Consider the following 20,991-nt stretch of genomic DNA (forward strand, 5'->3'; position numbering starts at 1 on the left):
TTTCGGCGGCCGCTGCATCCATGCAAGGTCCTTCGTGAAAACGCCGTCCGGGAGTCCTGCCATGTCCAGCCCATCCTGCGCCGCCCTGCTGGTGATCGCCGCCTGCGTCCTGTTGCAGGTGCTGGGCCTGTCGCTGCAGCTTCGCCCCGACAACGGCCGCGCCTGCCTGCAGCAGCATCGCAAGGAGCTGGTCTGCCTGGCCTGGACGCCCACGGTCGAATCCGCCGCACGCGCCGGGTAACATCGGGGGCCGTTCCCCCCGCCGTAGTCGCCCCATGATGTTGTCGCTGAAGGACCACCTGCCGCCCTGGACTCACCCTTGGCTGAACTACGCCGGCGTTGCTCTGCAGATCGTGCTGGTGCTGCTGGTCGCCTGGCTGCTGCGGCTGCTCGCCCGTCGCCTGATCCGCCGCTTCGCCGAGCACTACACGCTGCCGCCGGAAATGGTGATGGGCGCACGCCGGATCACCAGCTTCGTGGTCTATTTCAGTGCCCTGCTGTACATCCTCAGCCTGCTCGGCGCGAAACCGTCAGTGCTCTGGACCGCCTTCACCGGCTTCGCCGCGGTGGGCGCGGTGGCCTTCTTCGCGGCCTGGAGCGTGCTGTCCAACATCTTCTGCACGCTGCTGATCTTCACCACCCGTCCGTTCCGCCTGCACGACTACATCGAGGTGCTGGAGAACGGCGAGAAACCTGGGCTGAAGGGCCGGGTGATCGACGTGAACCTGATCTACACGACGCTGCAGGAAACCGGTGACGGCCACGAAGGCACGGTGCTGCAGCTGCCGAACAACCTGTTCTTCCAGCGCACGGTGCGTCGCTGGCGCGACCCGGCGCAGGCCCCCGGCGGGATCCAGGGCGACGGCTGAGGGGGTTTTTCTTTGCAGGGCTGCGCCCTGCACCCGCCGAATCCACGTCAATCGCCAGAACAACAGCAAAAGCCGGCATTCCGTGGGTTGGCGGGGGGGGTCCGGTTGAGGGGGGCGCCGTAAATACGTCCATGTAGGCTCGGTCGCCGCATCCATGCGGCTCACGCCCCCTCAACCGGCCCCACCCCGCCTTCGACAGATTTCCGCGAGCTGCCGGAACGGCGTTCCGCTCTGGTGGGTGTCGACCTTGGTCGACACAGTAGAGCCACGCCATGCGTGGATGATTCATTCGATATCTGACAGAAAAGTCGTGTCGACCAGGGTCGACACCTACCAACAGCCGCGCGTTCCAACGGCCGCCGTTGCCAACAGCGGCGTGAACCTGTCGAAGGTGGGGCGGTGTCGGAGTGCGGGGTGTCAGCCGCATGGGCCCGAGGCATGCCTCGGGCGGGTTGGGCAGGACGCCCAACCCCGGTCTTGCCGTGTGCGCAGGAACGCGCACACGAGCAAGCGGCTGCCAAGCCCCCATGGACGGTTCACGGCGTCCCCGCACTCCGACACCGCCCCGCTAACCCGCGGAACGCAAGCTATTGCTTTTGCTTTTGCTGTTGCCTTGGCTTGAGGCATCTGCAGGTGCAGGGCGCAGCCCTGCAACAAAACCCTTACCTCAGCTGGCTGTCCTTGCTGCCGCGCCGGTTGTAGCCGCTGTGCGCGTGTTGCTCATCATCCAGCGCCTGCTGGCAGGCCACGCACAGGCGCACCCCAGGCACGGCCTGGCGCCGCGCCAACGGGATCGGCGCGTCGCATTCCTCACAGTGTTCCAGACCCGGACCCTGGCGCAGCTGGCGCCGCGCGCGGGCAATCGCATCATCAACGGTAGCGTCGATCTGGTCCTGGACCGCACCATCTCCCGCCCAACCGGTGGCCATGGCCATCCTCCGCAGGTGTGTCGCCTGATATGGGGACGATACACGCCGGCAAAAAGACAGGCCTTCATGTGGAGCCGAGCCGTGCTCGGCCGCTCTTCAGGAAGACGAACAGAACGCGGACGGGTTCGATCGAGCCGATTGCGGCTTAATCCCCTCCGTCCCCTTTTTGCTTACCAGACCAGGTCGTCCGGCACCTGGAACTGGGCGTAGTAGGCGTCGTCCTCGGCGTTGCCGGTGGAGATCTCGGCGGTCGAGCCCGGCTGGCCGTGGTCGACGATGATCGCTTCCGGGGCGCGTTCACGCACCTTCTCGGCGGCGGCACGCGGCAGCAGCGCATAGCCTTCACCGTGCGCGACAATGACCAGCACGCCCACCGACAGTGCCTTGCGCAGCTTGGGGTCGATCAGCAGGGTGCGGATCGCCGCGCCGTCGCTGAAGCGGTATTCGTCATCGCCCTTGTGGGGCACGGCGTGGGCGCTGATGATCTGCCTGGCCTGGGCCTTCTGTTCAGCCTGCCTGGCCTGGGCATTGCGCTCGGCAGCCAGTGCGCGGTCACGCTCGACCTTCTCGGCGCGGGCGCGTTCAGCTTCGCGCTGGACCTCGGCCGAGGTCGATTCGGCCTTGCCCTGGCGGGCCTTGGCCTGCGCGCTCGCTGCGGCACTGGCCTGCGACTTCTTGGCCAGGCCGGCCTTGAGCAATTGTTCCTGCAGCGCGTTGGGCTTTGCCATGGTCGATGCGTACCGCGTGTAATCTTGGAGGCCCCATTCTACCGACGCCCCGCCGCCCCTGCATGGCAGTGATGAAGTACCTCACCGGCTATCCCGAGCCCCTGGTCGCCCAGGTCAGCGAACTGCTGGCGCAGGGCAAGCTGGGGCCCTGGCTGCAGCAGCGCTACCCGGACCCGCACGAGGTGCGCAGCGATCGCCAGCTGTACGAGTACACGCAGGAACTGAAAGACCGTTACCTGCGCAAGTCGGTGCCGCTCAACAAGGTCTGCTACGACAACACGCTGGAGGTGATCAAGCACGCGCTGGGCACCCACACCGCCATCTCCCGTGTACACGGCGGCCGCCTCAAGGCCAGCCGCGAGATCCGCATCGCTACCGTGTTCCGCCAGGCGCCGGCGGCATTCCTGCGCATGATCGTGGTGCATGAACTGGCCCACCTGAAGGAAGCCGACCACAACAAGGCTTTCTACCAGCTGTGCCAGCACATGGAGCCGGACTACCTGCAGCTGGAGTTCGATACCCGCCTGTACCTGACCGAGCTGGTCAACCGCGGCCAGCGCTGAGCGGCCGCAGCAGCTACACTGCGCGCCCCCTGCCCGACCTGACCGACCTGCCCGCCATGGAACCGATCCGTCTCGACAAACGCCTGTCCGCCCTGCTCGGCATCCCGCGCGGCGAAGCCCGGCGCTACATCGAGGGTGGCTGGGTCACGGTCGATGGCGAGGTGGTGGAACAGCCGCAGCGCCCGGTCGACGACAACGCGGTGATCGTGGTGGCCGAGCAGGCCAGCGATGACAAGGCCGAACGGGTCAGCATGCTGCTGCACAAGCCGGCCGGCGTCGCCGCCGAGACCCTGTGCGCGCTGGTCAGCAGTGACAGCCGCAGCGAGCTTGATGCCAGCGGCATCCGTCCGCTGCAGCGCCATTTCCACGGCCTGCAGCTGGCCGCCGCACTGCCTGCCAGCGACAGCGGCCTGGTGGTGGTCAGCCAGGATCCTGCCACGCTGGCCCATCTGCAGCGCAACCTGGGCCGCACCGAGCAGGAGTACCTGATCGAAGTGGCCGAGGGTGGCCCCGAGCGTGGGCCGTGGCTGATGGCACGGCTGCAGCAGGAATCCGGCGGCGCCAAGGTCAGCTGGCAGAGCGAACAGCGCCTGCGCTTTGCCGGCAAGGGGCTGACCGCCAAGGGCCTGCGCGTGGCGGTGACCGCCGCCGGGCTGCAGGTCGCAGCCGTGCGTCGCCTGCGTATCGGGCGCGTGGCACTCGGGCCGCTGCCGCCGGGCCAGTGGCGCTACCTGGGCAGTGACGAGCGGTTCTGACCGCATCCACGCATGGCATGACATTGCCTGAAGAAGCCATCCACGCACGGCGTGGATCCATTGCAATGGGTCTTCCGGCTTTCATCCACGCATGGCGTGGATCTACCATCGGGGCATGAGTCCGCCCAAGCCCCTGTGGCGACGCCTGTTGCGTGTCGCTGCGATCATCGTCGCCGCCGTGTTGCTGCTGGTGCTGTCCGGCCTGCTGCTGGCCGACCATCTCACACCGCAGGCACAGGGCGCGTCGTCGCACGTACTGCCACTGCAGCCGGCGCAGACCCGCATCGATCAGCAGATCGTGCCACTGCAGGAGGCCCATCCCGGCAAGTCCGGCGTGGCCTTCCTCAGCGATGGCATGGATGCGTTCGCGGCCCGCGCGATGATCACCACGCACGCAGGGCGCAGCCTGGACCTGCAGTACTACATCTGGCACGACGATCTGGTCGGCCACCTGATGGCCAAGGCGCTGTATGACGCCGCCGAGCGCGGCGTGCGCGTGCGCATCCTGCTCGACGACATGAACGCCAGGGACAAGGATGCGCTGATGATGGCGCTCGATGCGCATCCCAACATCGAGATCCGCCTGTACAACCCGTTCCGCAACCGCAGTGGCATCGCACGCACGCTGGAGCTGGTGCAACGCGCCTTCAGCGTGAACCACCGCATGCACAACAAGAGCTGGATCGCCGATGGCCGCATCGCGATCGTCGGTGGCCGCAACATCGGCGAGGAATACTTCAGTGCACGCGACGATGTGAACTTCCAGGATCTTGACCTGGTGGTGGCCGGACCGGCCGTGCAGCAGGCCAACCGGATCTTCGACGATTACTGGAACAGCAGCACGGCCATTCCGATTTCCGCGCTGGCCTCCTACAGCGATGAACAGCTGCGGCAACTCGTGCGGCAGTCGGACCTGGACGCGCTGCATGCCAGGGCGCAGCCCTACCTGCAACGCGTAGCCGCATCGCGCGGCCTGCAGCGGCCTGCGCCGGAGCCCCTGCACTGGAGCGCGAACGTGCGCATCGCCTCCGATCCGCCGATGAAGCACCGCGACGATGATCGCCGCCACTGGCTGGTCACTACGCTCAGCGACGAGCTGGCAACCACCCGTCGCAGCGCACTGCTGATCTCGCCCTACTTCGTGCCCGGCAGCGATGGCGTGGAGGGCCTTTCGGGACTGGCTGCGCGCGGCGCCCAGGTGGGCGTGGTCACCAACTCGCTGGCCGCCAACGACGTGGCTGCGGTGCACGGCGGCTACATGGGCTACCGCGTACCATTGCTGAAGGCCGGTGTGCAGCTGTACGAACTGAAGGCACACGGCCAGCCGGATACCAGCCTGTTTGGCAGCAGCGGGGCCAGCCTGCATACCAAGGCGTTCGTGGTCGATGACCGCCGCGGTTTCGTCGGCTCGTTCAACCTCGATCCGCGCTCGGCCTATCTCAATACCGAGATGGGCGTGCTGTTCGACGATCCGGTGCTGGGTGCGCAGCTGCGCGACGAGTACCTGCGCCTGGCCAGCCCTGCGCACAGCTGGTGGCTGGCCCTGGGCCACGACGATGCGCTGCGCTGGCTGGAGCGGCAGCCGCCGCCGCACTGGGTGGAGGCCGAACCCGGGGCAAGCCTGGGCAAGCGCTGGACTGCACGGGTGATCAGCTGGCTGCCGGTGGAATCGCAGCTGTAGCGCTCAGGGCGACGGCGATGCCTCCTGCCCGGCCTCATCCCGCGTTTCCACACTGCGCCCGTGCAGGCGCCGCCAGATCCAGCGCAGGGTATGCGGGGGTGCCGACGGCAGTTGTTCGAGCAGGGCCAGCATGCGGTTCTGGCTGGCATGTCCGTGCCGGCACAGCAGGCTGGCAGCCGCAGCGGCGCTGGCCAGCCGCAGACTATCGGCCAGCGGTCCGTCCGCTTCCCGTGCCAGTGCCTGGTGCACCGGTTCGGGCAGTTCCCAGGCCGCCGCCACGCGCTGTGCCAGCGGCAACGACCACTGTTGCAGCAGCTGCAGGGCCAGGGTCGGCTCCACGGTTTCGCCGCGCGCCTGCGCTTCCTGCAGCAGCTGGCGCATCACCAGCGCAGCGCCCAGCCCCTGCACCAGTCCCAGCCACTGCGCGGCGAAGGCATCGCCGAAGGTGACCGTGCGTGCGTGGTCGGCGGCCGCGCGCGAAGCCAGCAACGCATGTTCCCAGATGATCGTGCTGAACTGCGGGAACACCTCGCACTGCACCTGCATCACCGGCTGCACCAGCACCGCGCTGATGATCTGGCGCACGCCTTCGGTGCCGACCAGGGTCACCGCCCGCTGCAGGCTTTCCACGGGCCGCTCGTGCACCTTGTAGGCCGGGCTGTTGGCGATGCGCAGCAGGTTGCCGGTCAGCACCGGGTCCTGGCCGATGATCGCCGCCATCACCCGCGCCGAGGCCGCGTCGTCGTTGACGGTCTGGATCAGTTGCGGCAGCAGCTGCGGGCGGCGGGGCAGGTGCCGGGCCGCCCAGTCGCGATCCTGCAGCGCGCGCGCCACCGCCTCGCCCAGCGCCGGGTCCTGGACCGGCGTGGGCTCGCCGGCCAGCCGCGGATACAGCGCCAGCGCATGCAGGCCGCGCTGCAGGTGCGCGGCGATCTCACCCGGCGGCAGGGCCTCGCCCTGCAGGCTGGCCGCGGCGGCAGCCACCGCCTGCCGCGACGCTGCCGCCAACCGCGACGGCGCCGCTCCGGTCGAGCGCGCCAGCCACGCGCGCAGCGATCGCCACCAGGCCGGCGTCATCGCCGCCCGCCCTGTCGTTGTGCTGCCTTTGCCGTCACTGACCGTCCTGCCTCTTCACATGAATCCGGCGACCCGCCGTCGTCGCAGCATCGGCCGCGCTTTCATCTTCTTTAACCAGAAGCCCGCCGATGTCGACGGCAGCAGCCGGAGGAATGGACTAGAATGGCGCCGCGCGACCCGTCCCCCTGCACCGACGACGTCGCTTTTTTTGTTTTTGGGACCCTACCGTTCACTGGCCGTTCGCCGCAGTTCGCCGCTGTTCGCGCCATCGGAGATGCCATGCTATTCGAAACCCTCGCCACCACCGGCCATGAACAGGTGGTGTTCTGCCACAACCACGATGCCGGGCTGAAGGCGATCATCGCCATCCACAACACCACCCTGGGCCCGGCCCTAGGCGGCGTGCGCATGCGCCCCTACGCCAGCACCGACGAGGCGCTGGCCGACGTGCTGCGGTTGAGCCGGACGATGACCTACAAGAATGCGCTGGCCGGCCTCAATGTCGGTGGTGGCAAGGCGGTGATCATCGGCGACCCGAAGGTGGACAAGACCGAGGTGCTGTTCCGCGCCTTCGGCCGTTACGTTGATTCGCTGGGCGGGCGCTACATCACCGCCGAGGACGTCGGTACCGACGTCAACGACATGGAGAACATCTACCTGGAGAGCCAGTTCGTGACCGGCGTGCACCAGGTCCATGGCGGCTCCGGCGATCCGGCGCCGTTCACCGCCTACGGTGCGCTGCAGGCGCTGATGGCGGCGATGCGCTTCAAGTTCGGGCATGAAGAAGTAGGCAAGACCAGCATCGCGGTGCAGGGCCTGGGCCACATCGGCATGGAGCTGGTGAAGCTGCTGCGCGACCGCGGCGCCAAGCTGTATGTCACCGACCTGGACAGTGCGCTGGTCGATCGTGCGGTCAGCGATTTCGGCGCCGAAGCGGTCAAGCCGGACGAGATCCACGAGGTCAACGCGGATGTGTTTGCGCCGTGCGCACTGGAAGGCGCGATCAATGCCGACACCCTGCCGCGGATCAAGGCCAAGATCATCTGCGGCACCGCCAACAACCAGCTGTCGAGCCTGGAAATCGGCGACGAGCTGCATGCGCGCGGCATCCTGTATGCGCCGGATTACGCGGTCAACGCCGGTGGCGTGATGAACGTGTCGCTGGAGATCGACGGCTACAACCGCGAACGCGCGATGCGCCTGATCCGCAGCATCTACCACAACCTCTCCCGCATCTTCGAACTGTCGCAGCGCGAGAACATCGCGCCGCAGCGTGCCGCCGACCGCATCGCCGAAAGCCGCATCCTGTCGATCGGCAAGCTGAAGATGCCACTGGGCCGCAGTACCCCGCGCTTGGGCAACCTGCGCGGCGGCTGAGCCTGCGGAGGGTCGCGCCGGGCCTGGCCCGGCGCGACCGATCACTCAGAACCCGGTGCTGTAGCGCAGGGCCGCCTGCCGCGCGCCTTCGCCACCGACACGCTGGTCGAAGCCCAGGCTCAGGCGGCCATTGCGGCCCCACCACGATTCCAGCGCCACGCCGAACAGCGCACTTCCACGCGACGTGTTCCAGCCCGCCAGTGGCGCCCAGGCATCGACGCCGACGAAACTGGCCTGCCAATCCGCATCGGCGCCATCGAGCCGTTGCTGCCACTCGGCATGACCGCGCAGCGTCCATCGCCCCCATCCACGCTCACCGCGCACACCGGCCAGCATCTGGCTGCGCTGCACGCGGTTGGCATCGCCACGCAGGCCGAAGCCGAAACCACCCATCTCCTGGAAGGCGTCGGTCTCCACGCGCGTGGTGCTGGCGCCCAGGTAAGGCGTCAGCGACGCACCGGCACGGCCGAAGCGATAGCCGCCTTCCACGCTGGCACTGCTGAAGCGCCCGCCGTAGCGCGCAGAGACACCGTAGGCGCCGGCACCCAGCAGCAGCTGGCGATCCAGCGCACGGGTGAACTGACCGCTGCCGAACTGGGCCAGCGCATAGCCACGCCCCAGATTCCAGCCGGCATACAACTGCGCCTGCGCCTGGCGATCACGACCGCGATCGCCATCAAAACTGCTGCCACCGTTGCTGCGGGTCTCGCCGAAGGCCACGCCCATCAGCCCGTTGGTGCCCAAGGCCAGATCCTGGCCAGCCATCCAGCCGCGGCTGTCGGCGCTGTTGCCGGCGAAGCTGCCCTGCCCGGCCTCGCCCAAGGCGCTCTGCCAGGTGCCGCGCAGCCGCGGTGCCGCCTGCACCCGATCGAAACGTTCGGCGATCGCGCGACGTGACATGTCGATGCTGTCGAACGTGGCCGCCTCGGCCCGCGCATGCGCCTGCCCCGACAGGCTCTGCAGGCTGGCGGCCAGGCCATCACGACCACCGCCGGTCCACTGCAGCGCGCCGGCGGCCGCGCCGAACGGCGAACCCTGCAGGCCACCGCTGCGATCCAGCGCGTTGAACGCGCCGTCCACGCGCTGCGCCGCAGCCTGCGCAGAGGCGCTCAGTCCACTGGCGGCAGAAGTGACACTGACCTGGGCCAGGTTCAACCAGGCCGTGTTGCTGTCATAGCCATAACTGGTCTGCAGCAGTGACAGGCCCTGCAGGCCACTGGACGTAGCCGGTGCAGCAAAGGTGCCGCTGAGGCCGCCTGCGGCATGGATCAGATCCTGGCGGCTGCCGTCGCGTGGCACGTAGCCGGAGACGAAGCCATGCACGCGCACGCCGCCGTCGATCCTCGCGTTGCCAGTGACCTGCAGCGCATTGGCACCGAGCGCGATCATCAGCTGTGCGCCGGCCTGCTGCGTGTAGTCACCTTCGATGGTAGCGGTGGTGTTGCCGGTGGTGAGGAACACACTGCTGCCGTTGACCACGTTGCCGATCACCCGCGGCGTGCCGCCGTTGAACTGCAGGCCGGTCGAGTCCGGGTCGGACTGGCCGAGGATGGTCACGTTGGAACGGATGACACCGCCGTTCTGCAGCGACAGGATGCCGCGCTCGATGCGGGTGGCACCGGTGTAGCTGTTGTTGCCGCCCAGCACCAGGGTCCCACTGCCCTGCTTGACCAGGCCGCCACTGCCGACGATGTCGTTGCTCCACAGCGAGCCGGTCGAGGCCACATCCACATTGGCGACCACATCCCCCCAGTCGAAGCGCCCCGGGCCATTGATCGCTCGGCCGATGTCGAGCAGGCCATAGCCGAACACCGGGTCCACGCCGGGCGCGCCGATGTCCTTGGCGGTGCCCAGCAGGGTCTGCCGCACGAGATCGTTGTTGAAGTACGGGAAACGCTGCCAGACCAGCGCCGCCGCACCGGAGATCAACGGCGCGGCGAATGACGTGCCGTAGTTCCAGTAATAGCTGCCGCCGCTGGCGTCGGGATAGACCGCGCTGCCCGGCGCCGCCAGGCAGTAGCGGGCCGCCTGGCCGCAGGCATTGGCATAGCTGGCCAGTGCGCCCGGCGTGTAGGGATCAACCGCGGTCGCAACCAGCCAGCCGCGCTCCAGGTCGGCCGCCGGAAGCGTGCCGGCCACGCCTTTCTGGCTGGGCAGCGCGGCCAGGCTGCTGGGTTCGGTGCGTGCATCATTGCCGGCAGCGAACACCACCAGGCCGCCGTGGTTGATGACAAACGGGCGGTATTCGGCCGCCACCTGCGCGGTGGTCGGCAGGTCGGTCCAGTACAGGCCGCCCCACGAATTGTTCATCACCTTCACGTTGTAGCTGATCAGGTCCTGGTGGACCTGCGCCACGCCGAGCGGACCGCTGAAGGCATTGCCGCGCCCACTGCCGTCATCGGTTGGCGGCGTGTCGGAAATGATCCGCGCGGATACGATCTGCGCCCCCGGCGCGATGCCTCCCGGCCACGTTCCCACCGCTGCACCGGCGGCCAGGCTGGCCACCGCCGTGCCGTGGCCAACCACATCGTCGACCGCCAGGTTGTTCCTGGCCGGATCGATGTAGTTGAGGTTGGCCAGCACCCGCCCGTTCAGCGCCACCGCATTGCGCTGCACCCCTGAATCAACGATGCCGATGCGCACGCCCTGCCCGGTCAGACCGGCCGCCTGTGCGGCCCGCGCGTTGGTGACTGACAGATGCGCATCGAAGGCCGGCTCCTGCGGCTTGGCCGGCGGCGGCGTCGTGGGGGGCGGGGTCGTGGGCGGCGGCGTGGTGGGCGGCGTAGTCGGCGGTGGATCGATGCGCACATTGCTGCCGCCTCCACCTCCGCCACATGCTGTCAGCGCCATGGCCAGCGCGGTACCCAGGGCAGACTTCACCATCGTCGTGCGTTCCATCGATTCCTTCCCATGAACGTTGGCCGGCCGTGATCCTGGCTGGCATGCGGCCGCGCCCAGCGACGGCCCTCCGCGACCCTCTATACTTGGGCCGACCCCCACGCAGTCTGCCGGGAAACCGGGGCGCTTCCAACGGCCTCCGGTCTCCTTTCCGAACATTGCTTACGCATCAACGAGATTGCCATGTCCAACATCGTCATCGCCGCCGCCAAGCGCACCGCCATCGGCTCCTTCCTCGGCCAGTTCAATGGCGTGCCGACCCCGACCCTGGGGGCGGCCGTCATCCGCGCCGCCCTGGAGCAGTCGGGAGTTCCGGCCGGCGACGTCTCCGAGGTCCTCATGGGCTGCGTGCTGCCGGCCAACCTCGGCCAGGCGCCCGCGCGCCAGGCGGCGATTGCCGCCGGCATTCCCCTGTCCACCGGTGCCACCACCCTCAACAAGGTCTGCGGCTCGGGCATGAAGACCATCATGCTCGGTCATGACCTGATCAAGGCCGGCTCGGCCAGCATCGTGGTCGCCGGCGGCATGGAATCGATGTCCAACGCGCCGCACATGCTGCCGAACTCGCGCACCGGCAACCGCTTCGGCAACTTCCAGGCGGTCGACCACATGGCCCACGACGGCCTGGTCAATGCCTACGATGGCAAGGCGATGGGCGAATTCGCCGAATGCGCCGTGGACAAGTACCAGTTCAGCCGCGAGGAGCAGGACGCCTACGCCATCGAATCGGTCAAGCGTGCGCAGGCCGCGCAGGCCAATGGCGCGTTCGCCGATGAAATCGTCGCGGTGAAGGTCGCCACCCGCAAGGGAGAGATCGAGGTCGCCATCGACGAGCAGCCGGGCCGCTCGGACATCGCCAAGATCCCGACCCTGCGTCCGGCCTTCAAGAAGGACGGCAGCGTCACCGCCGCCAGTTCCTCCAGCATTTCCGATGGCGCGGCCGCCGTGGTCCTGCTGACCGAGGAAGATGCTGCCGCGCGTGGCATCACCCCGCTGGCCCGCATCGTCGGCCACGCCACCCACTCGCAGGAACCGGAATGGTTCACCACCGCGCCGATCGGCGCGCTGCACACGCTGCTGGCCAAGACCGGCTGGTCGCTGGACCAGGTCGATCTGTTCGAAATCAACGAAGCCTTTGCCGTGGTGGCGATGGCGCCGATGCGTGAGCTTGGCATCCCGCACGACAAGCTCAACGTGAATGGCGGTGCCTGCGCCCTGGGCCATCCCATCGGTGCCTCGGGTGCACGCCTGGTGGTGACCCTGGTCAACGCGCTGCGCACGCGCGGTGGCAAGCGCGGCATTGCCACCCTCTGCATCGGCGGCGGCGAAGCGACGGCAATTGCCATCGAATTGATTTAAAAAGATTTAACGATGATTTCGCAAAAATGAATGCGGGATCGCTTGACACCCAATATTGGCTTGTCATCATGTTGTCGGCGCGCAGCATGCGCGTTGCCTAATTCTAACGACGAGGATTCACACAATGAGCATCAACAAGCTGCTGGTCGCGATGTCCCTGGCTCTGGCCCTGGCCGCCTGCTCGAAGCAGGAAGCTGCCCAGGACGCCGCTGCTTCGGCCAACGAAGCCGCCACCGAAGCCCAGGCTGCTGCCGACCAGGCCGCCGCTGCTGGCGCCCAGACCGCCGACGCTGCCCAGCAGGCCGCTGACACCGCCGCCACCGCTGCTGACGCTTCGGTTGACGCCGCTGCCCAGGCTGGCGCTGCTGCCACCGACGCTGCTGCCGGCGCTGCTGCCGACGCTGCCAAGGCTGCCGAAGGCACCGCCGAGAAGGCCAAGGACGCTGCTGAAGAAGCCAAGAAGTAATAACTTCTTTCTTCACGCTGTTCTGGAAAAGCCGCTGGTTCGCCAGCGGCTTTTTCTTTGCGCCGATGCCGGCGGTTGAGCCAGTGCATCGCCACCCCGTCTTCACAACGGCATGAATAGGCTGGCGTCCCCATCCATTGCAGCACCGGAGTCCGCCATGAAGATTCGTCCGATCACCACTACCCTGCTGGCCGCCTCCCTGCTGCTGGCACTGGCCGCCTGCAAGGGCCCGGAAGCCGAACAGGCCAAGCAGGACGCACAGCAGGCCGCCGACAGCGCTGGCGCTGCCGCCCGCGACGCTGTCGACAAGGCCGCCGCCGCCACCCGCGAAGCCGCCGACAAGACCGCCGCCGCCTCCGAACAGGCGGCTGCCGATACCCAGCAGGCGCTGGACAAGGCCGCAGACGCTACCGCCAATGCCGCCGACAAGGCCAAGGACGCTGCCACCGACGCCGCGGCTCACGCCAGCGACGCCACCGCCAACGCCGCCCAGAAGGTCGCCGACAAGGCCCGCGATGTCGCCAATGACGCGAAGGCCAACGCCGCCAAGGAAGAAGCCAAGCACTGAGGCATACCGGCAGCCGGGCATGCGCTCGGCGCCACAGGAAAAGCCGCGGCACTGCCGCGGCTTTTCTGCTTTCCGCTCTCTGCTCTTTCTGTTGATTCCGTGGTGGACGGCACGGAAACCGTCCGAGGCCGCGCGAGTGGGTTGCGCAGCGGTGTCCGCGGCATGGATGCCGCGGCCAAGCCCCCAGGGACGGGTTCACGGCGTCCCCTGCGCAACCCACTCGCGCGGCCACCGCCGATATCAGCGTCCACCACGCGGGGCTCCGCCGTTGGACGCCGCCTACGGCAACGCGCGCGCCAGCATCCCCGACAGATCCAGCCCCACCGGCAGCGTCCCGAATGCCAGCCCATGCTCCCCTTCCAACCGGCTGCGCACGAATGCCTCGGCCATCGGACTGCGTGCACGCAACAGCAGCGCCGCCTGCAACAGCAGCGCTGTGCGCTCGCAGAACATCCGCGCCTGCGATTCTTCCGGCGGCGGTGCCGCCGCCCAGCGCTGCAGGGCGGCCGCATAGCGCGCATCACGATCGGCCACCGCGGCCAGCTCGCCACGCAGCGCCACCATCGCCTCGGGCTCACGTGCCAGCGCGCGCAGCACGTCCAGGCACTGGATGTTGCCGCTGCCCTCCCAGATCGAATTCAACGGTGCCTGCCGGTACAGCCGCGGCAGCATCGATTCCTCCACATAGCCGGCGCCGCCCAGGCATTCCTGTGCTTCATTGACGAACGCGGCCGCACGCTTGCATACCCAATACTTGCCCAGGGCCGTGCCGAGCCGCGCCAGTGCCGCTTCGTTGCCATCCACGCCGGCACGATCCACCGCGCGCGCGATACGCATCGACAACACCGTGGCCGCTTCTGACTCCAACGCCAGATCGGCCAGCACGTTGGCCATCAGCGGGTGATCGACCAGCAGCGTGCCGAAGGTACGTCGATGGCGCGCATGGTGCAGTGCCTGTGCCAATGCCATGCGCATCTCCGCCGCAGCGCCCAGCATGCAATCCAGGCGGGTCATCATCACCATGCCGATGATGGTGGCCACACCGCGCCCCTCCTCGCCCACGCGCCACGCCTGTGCGCCACAGAACTCGACTTCGCTGGACGCATTGGCCCAGTCACCCAGCTTGTCCTTCAAGCGCATCAGCCGGAACGCATTGCGGTCACCATCGGCCAACCGGCGCGGCATCAGCAGGCAGGTCAGCCCGCCAGGTGCCTGTGCCAACACCAGGAAGCCATCGCACATGGGCGCGGAGAAGAACCACTTGTGGCCGACCAGGCGGTAGCGCTCGCCATCGATCGGTTCGGCGCGCGTGCTGTTGGCCCGCACGTCCGAGCCGCCCTGCTTCTCGGTCATGCCCATGCCCAGGGTGATGCCGGCCTTGTCCGCCACCGGCACGTCGCGTGGGTCGTAGACCGGCGCAGCGGCCTTGCGCGCCCACTCGGCCAGATGCGGGTGCGGGCTCAGCACCGCCACTGCGGCGTGGGTCATGGTCAACGGGCAGCTGGTGCCCGCCTCGGCCTGGTGATGCAGGTAGCTCAGGGCCGCGCGCGCGACATGTGCGCCGGGCTGCGGCTCGTGCCACGACAGCCCAGCCACGCCATGTTGCTTCGCCGTGCCCATCAGCTGGTGGTAGGCCGGATGGAACTCCACGGTATCGATGCGATGGCCCTGCGCATCATGCGTACGCAGTCGTGGCCGATCACGGTTGGCATCGAAGCCGAGCCGGTACAGTTCGTCACCGGCCAGCGCGCCGTATACCGCCAGGCGCGGCGCGAAGCCGCCGGCGCCCTCCCGCTGCACCGCGTCCATCAACGCCACATCATCGGTCCACAGCTGGCGGCCGGCGAACGGTGGCGGCTGGTTCAGCACCACATGGGTTTCAAAGGGGGCATTGCTGCTGATGCTGGGTCCACTCATCCGGTCCGTCCTGGCGGCAAGAAGTGTGCGCTCCGATTGTGCCGCATCGCCTGCCAAGCCCGCGTTCAGGCCGGTTCTCACCCCGTGCACGAGGCAGCCGCCACAGTTGCTGCATGACAGGCAACGACGATCTGGTGGTCCTGCGCCCGGAGGGGCTGTACTGCGCCGCCGGTGACTTCCACATCGATCCCTGGCGGCCGGTGCCGCGCGCGGTCATCACCCATGGCCATGGTGATCACGCGCGCCCGGGCATGGGTGAATACCACTGCAGCGAAGGGACTCTGCCGATCCTGCGCTGGCGCCTGGGTGACGTGCCGGTGCAGGCACATGCCGAGGGCGTGCCGTTCCGGCTGGGGCGGGTACAGGTATCGCTGCATCCGGCCGGGCATGTGCTGGGTTCATCGCAGGTCCGGATCGATGACGGGCAGCAGGTCTGGGTGGCGTCCGGCGACTACAAGCGCCAGCCTGATCCGACCTGTACGCCGTTCGAAGTCGTGCCCTGCGATACCTTCATCACCGAGGCCACCTTCGCGCTGCCGATCTACCGTTGGCCGGACACGCCGGCAGTCGCTGCCGAGATCCTGGGGTGGCGCCGCGAATGCGAACAGCGTGGCGAGGCCGCGATCCTGCTGTGCTACGCACTGGGCAAGGCACAGCGGGTGCTGGCCGAACTGTTGCCGCTGGATGATCGTCCGGCCTGGCTGCATGGCGCCATTGCCAACGGCGTAGCGGTCTACCGGCAGGCCGGCGTACCGATGCTGGAGACGCACACCGTCGCCGAGCAGGGCCGCCAGCCGGATGCAGCCGGCCAGTTGATCCTTGCGCCGCCCTCGGCTGCGGGCACGCCGTGGATGCGGCGCTTCGGACGCCATCAGCTGGGCTTCGCGTCCGGCTGGATGCAGCTGCGCGGCAATCGGCGCCGGCGCAATGTCGATCGAGGTTTCGTCATTTCCGACCATGCCGATTGGCCTGCGCTGCTGCAGACCATCGAACAGACCGGCGCGCAGCGGGTGATCGCCACCCATGGCAACACCGACGCGCTGATCCCCTTCCTGCGCGAGCGCGGGGTCGCTGCCGAAGCTTTCCGTACCGACTTCGGGAGCGAGGAATGAAAGCCTTCGCCGCGCTCTACCAGCGGCTGGACCGCAGCACCGCCACGCTGGACAAGCGTGCTGCGCTGGTCGATTACTTCCGCCAGGCACGTGCGCATGATGCGGCGTGGGCGCTGTACCTGCTCAGCGGCGGCAAGGTCGGCGGCGCGCGCAGGAAGATCGCTGCAAGCGGCGAGCTGCGCGCCTGGATTGCCGAACAATCGGGTCTGCCACCGTGGCTGGTCGAAGACAGCTATGCGCAGGTCGGTGACCTGGCCGAAACGCTCACCCTGCTGCTGGACGATCCGGCGCAACCGGCTGCCGACCGGCCCCTCGCAGAATGGATCGAACAGCACCTGCTGGCCGTGGCCAACCAGGACGAGGCGGTACGCCGCGCAGCAGTAGTTGCTGGCTGGCAGCAGCTGTGCAGCAGCGAACGGCTGGTGTTCAACAAGCTGCTGACCGGCGCACTGCGTGTCGGTGTTTCGCAGCGACTGGTGCAGCAGGCGCTGGCCGAATGGTCGGGCCTGGACATCGCACGCATCGCCCAGCGCATGCTCGGCGAATGGGTCCCTTCACCCGGGCTGCTGGACCAGCTGCTGTCACCGGACGAGCTGCCACTGGACCGGCAGCAGCCCTACCCGTTCTTCCTCGCCTCGCCGCTGGAAGGCGAACCGGAAGACCGCCTCGGCCCGATCGACGACTGGATGCTGGAATGGAAGTGGGACGGCATCCGCCTGCAGCTGCTGCGGCGGCGCGGCGAAACAGCCCTGTGGTCACGCGGCGAGGAGCGGCTGGATGGTCGCTTCCCTGAGATCGAACAGGCTGCATTGGCCCTGCCCGATGGGTGCGTACTGGATGGCGAGCTGCTGGCCTGGGACGAGAGCGGCGACCTGCCGCGCGCCTTCACTGCGCTGCAGACCCGCATCCAGCGTCGCAAGCCCGGCACTACCACGCTGCGCAACACGCCGGTACGCGTGCTCGCCTATGACCTGCTTGAACTCGACGGAGAGGATCTGCGCGCGTTGCCGTTGCAGCAGCGACGCCTGCGGCTGGCAGAGGTCATCGGCGGGCTGGGCGACACCCGCATCCAACTGTCGCCCGAGGTCGCCGCCGATGATTGGGCGCATGCGGCCGCGATGCGTGAGCTGGCGCGCGAACGCGGCGTGGAAGGATTGATGCTGAAACGACGTGGCTCGCCCTACCAGGCCGGGCGACGCCGCGGCGACTGGTGGAAATGGAAGGTCGATCCGCTCACGATCGATGCCGTGCTGCTGTATGCGCAGGCCGGCCATGGCCGCCGCAGCACGCTGTACACCGACTACACGTTCGGGGTCTGGGATGGCGACACCCTGGTGCCGGTGGCGAAGGCTTACTCGGGCCTGGACGACAAGGAAATCCTCGCACTCGACCGCTGGATCCGCGCCAACACGCGCGAGCGCTTCGGACCTGTACGCAGCGTGCGCGCCGAACAGGTTTTCGAACTGGGCTTCGAAGCGGTCAACCCGAGTTCACGGCACAAGTCGGGCGTTGCCGTGCGCTTCCCGCGTATCCTGCGCTGGCGCCACGACAAGCCGGCCAGCGAGGCCGATCAGCTGGCCACGCTGCAGGTGCTGGCGCGATGACCCGCAGCCAGGCGCTGCGTCGGCTGGAGGACTGGTTCGCGGCGCGCGGCTGGCGCTCACTGCCGTTCCAGCGCGCGATGTGGCGGCACTACCTGGCCGGTGAATCGGGCGTGCTGAACACGCCCACCGGCAGCGGCAAGACGCTGGCCATGTTCGGTGGGCCGCTGCTGCAGGCGATGATCGACCCACCCGCATCGCCGCGGCGTGCCAGCGCGGTACGGCCGCTGCAGGTGCTGTGGGTGACCCCGTTGCGCGCACTGGCCAGCGACACCGCGCGCGCCCTCCAGGCGGTGGTCGACGGGCTCGGCCTGGGATGGCGGGTGGGCCTGCGCAGCGGTGATGCCAGCAACCGCGAGCGGCGGCAGGCGCGCGAGGGCCGCGTCGACGTGCTGGTGACCACACCGGAATCATTGGCATTGCTGCTGAGCTATCCGGATACCTTGCCGCGCATGCGCCAGCTGCGCTGCGTGGTGGTGGATGAGTGGCACGAACTGCTGGGCAACAAGCGGGGCGTCCTGCTGCAGCTGAACCTGGCCGTGCTGCGCGAGGCCGCGCCTGCACTGCAGCTGTGGGGGCTGTCGGCCACGCTGGGCAATCTGCAGCAGGCGCGCGACGTGCTGCTGCCTGGCCAGCCGGATGCACCGATCGTGCAGGGCGTACGCCCGCGCGCGATCAGCGTGCGCAGCCTGCTGCCCGAGCCCGGCGAGCGCTTCCCGTGGGCCGGGCATCTCGGCCTGGCGCAGCTGCCGCGCGTACTGGAGGCACTGCTGCAGGCGCGCAGCAGCCTGCTGTTCACCAACACCCGCGCGCAGGCCGAACTGTGGCATCAGGCGCTGGCGGCAGTCTGGCCGGAAGACCCGGATACGCTGGCACTGCACCATGGCTCGCTGGATCCAGCGCTGCGCCAGCAGGTGGAAGATGGCCTGCGTGCGGGCACGTTGCGTTGCGTGGTCGCGACCTCCAGCCTCGACCTGGGCGTGGACTTCCCCGAGGTTGAACAGGTGCTGCAGCTGGGCAGCCCGAAGGGCGTGGCACGCCTGCGCCAGCGCGCTGGACGCGCACGCCATCGACCCGGAGCCGGCGGCGCCATCCTCTGCATACCCAGCCACGCGCTGGAGTTGGCCGAGTACGCCGCCGTGCGCCGTGCACTGGCTGAGGGCGTGGTCGAGGCGCGCAGGCCACCGACACTGTCGCTGGATGTGCTGGCCCAGCATGCGGTCAGCCGCGCGTTGGCCGGTGGATTCCACAGCGACGCGTTGCTGGCGCAGGTACGGCGCACCCACGCCTTTGCCACGCTCGGTGAAGAACAGTGGCAGGCCGTGCTGACATTCGTCGTGCAGGGCGGCCAGGCGCTGGCCCAGTACCCCGACTTCCACAAGGTGGTGCGCGATGACGACGGTTGCTATCGCATGCACGACCGTCGCCAGGCGCTGCGTCATCGGCTCTCGATCGGCACCATCAGCAGCGATGGCAGCGTGCGGGTACAGTTCCTGCGCGGCGGTGGCCTGGGCGCGGTCGAGGAACAGTTCGCCAGCCGCCTGCGCCGTGGAGATCGCTTCCAGTTCGCCGGGCGCCTGCTGGAGCTGGTGCAGCTGCGCGACATGACCGCCTTCGTGCGATTGGCACGCGGGCGCGGTGACGGTGTCGTGCCGCGCTGGCAGGGCGGCCAGTTGCCGCTGTCGATGGCGCTGGGCCGCGAACTGGAGTCGGTCCTGTCCGGCGCCGATGACAGTGCGGAATCACGATGGCTGGCTCCGCTGCTGGCCCTGCAGCAACGCATGTCGGCGCGGCCCGCGCCCGATCATCTGCTGGTGGAGGACGTACGCCGCCGCGACGGCCAGTTCCTGTTCGTCTATCCCTTTGCCGGCCGTCACGTGCACGAGGCACTGGCGGCCCTGTTGGCGCTGCGTTGCACGCGCCTGCAGCGCAACAGCATCGGCTATGCGGTGAACGACCATGGCCTGGTGCTGGCACCGGCGCAGGCCATCGATCTGGACACAGCGCAGTGGCGCACACTGTTCACCGGTGATCGGTTGCTGGACGATCTGCGTGCAGCCGTGAACCTGGGCGAGCTGGCACGCCGACAGTTCCGCGGCATCGCACGCGTGGCGGGCCTGCTGGTGCCCAGCCTGCCCGGCGGCATGCCGCGTTCGCTTCGCCAGCTGCAGGCCTCGGCGGGCCTGCTGTACGACGTGCTTCGCGAACACGATCCGGACCATCTACTGCTGGCGCTGGCCGAACACGAGGTGCTGCATGACAGCCTGGACCTGCGTGGCCTGCAGCAGGTGCTGGCACGCATCAGTACGCAGGCGCTGTCAGTGCAGCGCCCAGCGTCGCTGACGCCACTGGGCTTTCCCTTGTGGGCCGAGCGTCTGCGCGGGCAGTTCAGCAACGAAGACTGGCGCACACGCGTGCAGCGCGCGGCACAGCAACTGGAACGCCGCCATGGCCGATGAACTGCCCGTGCAGCTTGCCGGTGAAACCATGGTTCTGATCGGCGCGCGTGCGCTGTACTGGCCGGCGCGGCAGGCGCTGCTGATCGCCGACCTGCACCTCGGAAAGGCCGACGTGTTCCGTCGTGCCGGCATCGCCCTGCCCCGCGGCGGCACCGCCAACGACCTGCAACGCGTGCAGTCACTGCTGGACACGCGCGCCTGCCGCGAACTGTGGATTCTCGGCGACATCCTGCATGGGCCCGCGCATCGCGCGGCCTGGTACCAGCAATGGCTGGGCTGGCGCGAGCGCAATGCCGGGCTGGACGTTCACGTACTGCGTGGCAATCACGATCGGCAGCTGCCGCACGCGCAGCTGCAGGTACAGATCCACGATGAGATCGGGCTGGCGCCGTTCCTGCTTCGCCATGAGCCGGTGCCGGACGCGGCGATGCACGTGATCGCAGGGCATCTGCACCCGCAGGTCGCACTGCCCTCGTTGCGGCGGCGATTTCCTGCATTCTGGCTGCGCGAGCGGATGACGATCCTGCCCGCGTTCTCCGCATTCACCGCTGGCATCGTGCCAGTGCCCATCCGCGGCGAGCAGATGATCGCCTGCGTCGACGGCGGCCTGGTGCAACTGCCCGCGCGTTGAA

The 20,991-nt window shown here is 68.3% G+C and carries 18 protein-coding genes; 13 read left to right on the forward strand and 5 right to left on the reverse strand.

Annotated elements, in window-relative coordinates:
* Positions 1–61 precede the first annotated feature (61 nt).
* Both N440_RS12620 and N440_RS12625 read left to right on the forward strand, forming a co-directional pair.
* Positions 62–241, forward strand: coding sequence for a hypothetical protein (locus tag N440_RS12620; RefSeq protein ID WP_008268616.1), 180 nt, complete (start codon positions 62–64; stop codon positions 239–241).
* A 34-nt stretch (positions 242–275) separates the two neighbouring features.
* The gene (locus N440_RS12625; RefSeq protein ID WP_006462204.1) at positions 276–869 is read left to right on the forward strand and encodes a mechanosensitive ion channel family protein; all 594 of its coding nucleotides are present in this window, start codon (positions 276–278) and stop codon (positions 867–869) included.
* A 662-nt stretch (positions 870–1,531) separates the two neighbouring features.
* On the opposite strand, the gene N440_RS12630 is transcribed toward N440_RS12625, so the two are convergent.
* Together N440_RS12630 and N440_RS12635 are read right to left on the reverse strand one after the other, a co-directional pair.
* Entirely contained in the window at positions 1,532–1,798 is a 267-nt protein-coding gene (locus tag N440_RS12630; protein ID WP_133935282.1) for a DksA/TraR family C4-type zinc finger protein, read from the reverse strand.
* A 170-nt stretch (positions 1,799–1,968) separates the two neighbouring features.
* Positions 1,969–2,526 carry a DUF2058 domain-containing protein gene (locus N440_RS12635; RefSeq protein WP_133935283.1) on the reverse strand — a complete coding sequence of 186 codons (558 nt, stop codon included), beginning with the start codon at positions 2,524–2,526 and terminating at the stop codon, positions 1,969–1,971.
* A gap of 62 nt (positions 2,527–2,588) precedes the next feature.
* Here N440_RS12635 and N440_RS12640 point away from each other — a divergent pair, with 62 nt between their 5' ends.
* The 3 genes from N440_RS12640 to N440_RS12650 all read left to right on the forward strand — a co-directional run bounded on the left by N440_RS12640 (position 2,589) and on the right by N440_RS12650 (position 5,525).
* Positions 2,589–3,089 carry a M48 family metallopeptidase gene (locus N440_RS12640; RefSeq protein ID WP_133935284.1) on the forward strand — a complete coding sequence of 167 codons (501 nt, stop codon included), beginning with the start codon at positions 2,589–2,591 and terminating at the stop codon, positions 3,087–3,089.
* Between the two features lie 56 nt (positions 3,090–3,145).
* Positions 3,146–3,844, forward strand: a complete 699-nt coding sequence (locus tag N440_RS12645) for an RNA pseudouridine synthase (RefSeq protein ID WP_133935285.1) — start codon at positions 3,146–3,148, stop codon at positions 3,842–3,844.
* 91 nt (positions 3,845–3,935) lie between these two features.
* The gene (locus N440_RS12650) at positions 3,936–5,525 is read left to right on the forward strand and encodes a phospholipase D family protein (protein WP_133935286.1); all 1,590 of its coding nucleotides are present in this window, start codon (positions 3,936–3,938) and stop codon (positions 5,523–5,525) included.
* 3 nt (positions 5,526–5,528) lie between these two features.
* Here the strand turns inward: N440_RS12650 and N440_RS12655 are convergent, their stop codons facing one another.
* Entirely contained in the window at positions 5,529–6,602 is a 1,074-nt protein-coding gene (locus N440_RS12655; protein WP_133935287.1) for an HDOD domain-containing protein, read from the reverse strand.
* A gap of 279 nt (positions 6,603–6,881) precedes the next feature.
* On the opposite strand from N440_RS12655, the gene N440_RS12660 reads away from it, so the two are divergent.
* On the forward strand, positions 6,882–7,979 hold the full coding sequence (locus N440_RS12660) for a Glu/Leu/Phe/Val dehydrogenase dimerization domain-containing protein (RefSeq protein ID WP_133935288.1): 1,098 nt from the start codon (positions 6,882–6,884) through the stop codon (positions 7,977–7,979).
* Positions 7,980–8,024: 45 nt separating this feature from the next.
* On the opposite strand, the gene N440_RS12665 is transcribed toward N440_RS12660, so the two are convergent.
* Entirely contained in the window at positions 8,025–10,877 is a 2,853-nt protein-coding gene (locus N440_RS12665; protein ID WP_133935289.1) for an autotransporter serine protease, read from the reverse strand.
* A 183-nt stretch (positions 10,878–11,060) separates the two neighbouring features.
* Here N440_RS12665 and N440_RS12670 point away from each other — a divergent pair, with 183 nt between their 5' ends.
* The 3 genes from N440_RS12670 to N440_RS12680 all read left to right on the forward strand — a co-directional run bounded on the left by N440_RS12670 (position 11,061) and on the right by N440_RS12680 (position 13,270).
* Complete coding sequence (locus tag N440_RS12670; protein ID WP_133935290.1) at positions 11,061–12,236, forward strand: thiolase family protein; 1,176 nt, start codon at positions 11,061–11,063, stop codon at positions 12,234–12,236.
* Between the two features lie 124 nt (positions 12,237–12,360).
* Complete coding sequence (locus N440_RS12675) at positions 12,361–12,702, forward strand: hypothetical protein (RefSeq protein WP_004153024.1); 342 nt, start codon at positions 12,361–12,363, stop codon at positions 12,700–12,702.
* A 157-nt stretch (positions 12,703–12,859) separates the two neighbouring features.
* Positions 12,860–13,270 (forward strand): hypothetical protein, encoded by a 411-nt coding sequence (locus N440_RS12680; RefSeq protein ID WP_006461120.1) that lies wholly within the window; start codon positions 12,860–12,862, stop codon positions 13,268–13,270.
* 279 nt (positions 13,271–13,549) lie between these two features.
* Here the strand turns inward: N440_RS12680 and N440_RS12685 are convergent, their stop codons facing one another.
* A complete protein-coding gene (locus N440_RS12685) occupies positions 13,550–15,187 on the reverse strand; it encodes an acyl-CoA dehydrogenase family protein (protein ID WP_133935291.1) in 1,638 nt (545 codons plus the stop codon).
* 113 nt (positions 15,188–15,300) lie between these two features.
* On the opposite strand from N440_RS12685, the gene N440_RS12690 reads away from it, so the two are divergent.
* From N440_RS12690 to pdeM, 4 genes are read left to right on the forward strand one after another with little or no spacing between them, the layout of a single operon-like run.
* A complete protein-coding gene (locus tag N440_RS12690) occupies positions 15,301–16,299 on the forward strand; it encodes a ligase-associated DNA damage response exonuclease (protein ID WP_133935292.1) in 999 nt (332 codons plus the stop codon).
* Positions 16,296–17,903, forward strand: coding sequence for an ATP-dependent DNA ligase (locus N440_RS12695; RefSeq protein WP_133935293.1), 1,608 nt, complete (start codon positions 16,296–16,298; stop codon positions 17,901–17,903). Before N440_RS12690 ends, N440_RS12695 begins: the two co-directional genes overlap by 4 nt.
* Entirely contained in the window at positions 17,900–20,359 is a 2,460-nt protein-coding gene (locus tag N440_RS12700; protein WP_133935294.1) for a ligase-associated DNA damage response DEXH box helicase, read from the forward strand. The genes N440_RS12695 and N440_RS12700 overlap by 4 nt, the downstream gene beginning before the upstream one ends.
* Positions 20,349–20,990, forward strand: coding sequence for a ligase-associated DNA damage response endonuclease PdeM (pdeM, locus tag N440_RS12705; RefSeq protein WP_133935295.1), 642 nt, complete (start codon positions 20,349–20,351; stop codon positions 20,988–20,990). Before N440_RS12700 ends, pdeM begins: the two co-directional genes overlap by 11 nt.
* The last annotated feature ends 1 nt before the right edge of the window (position 20,991 follow it).

It is taken from the genome of Stenotrophomonas sp. CC22-02 (genome assembly GCF_004365115.1).
GTDB lineage: Bacteria > Pseudomonadota > Gammaproteobacteria > Xanthomonadales > Xanthomonadaceae > Stenotrophomonas > Stenotrophomonas forensis.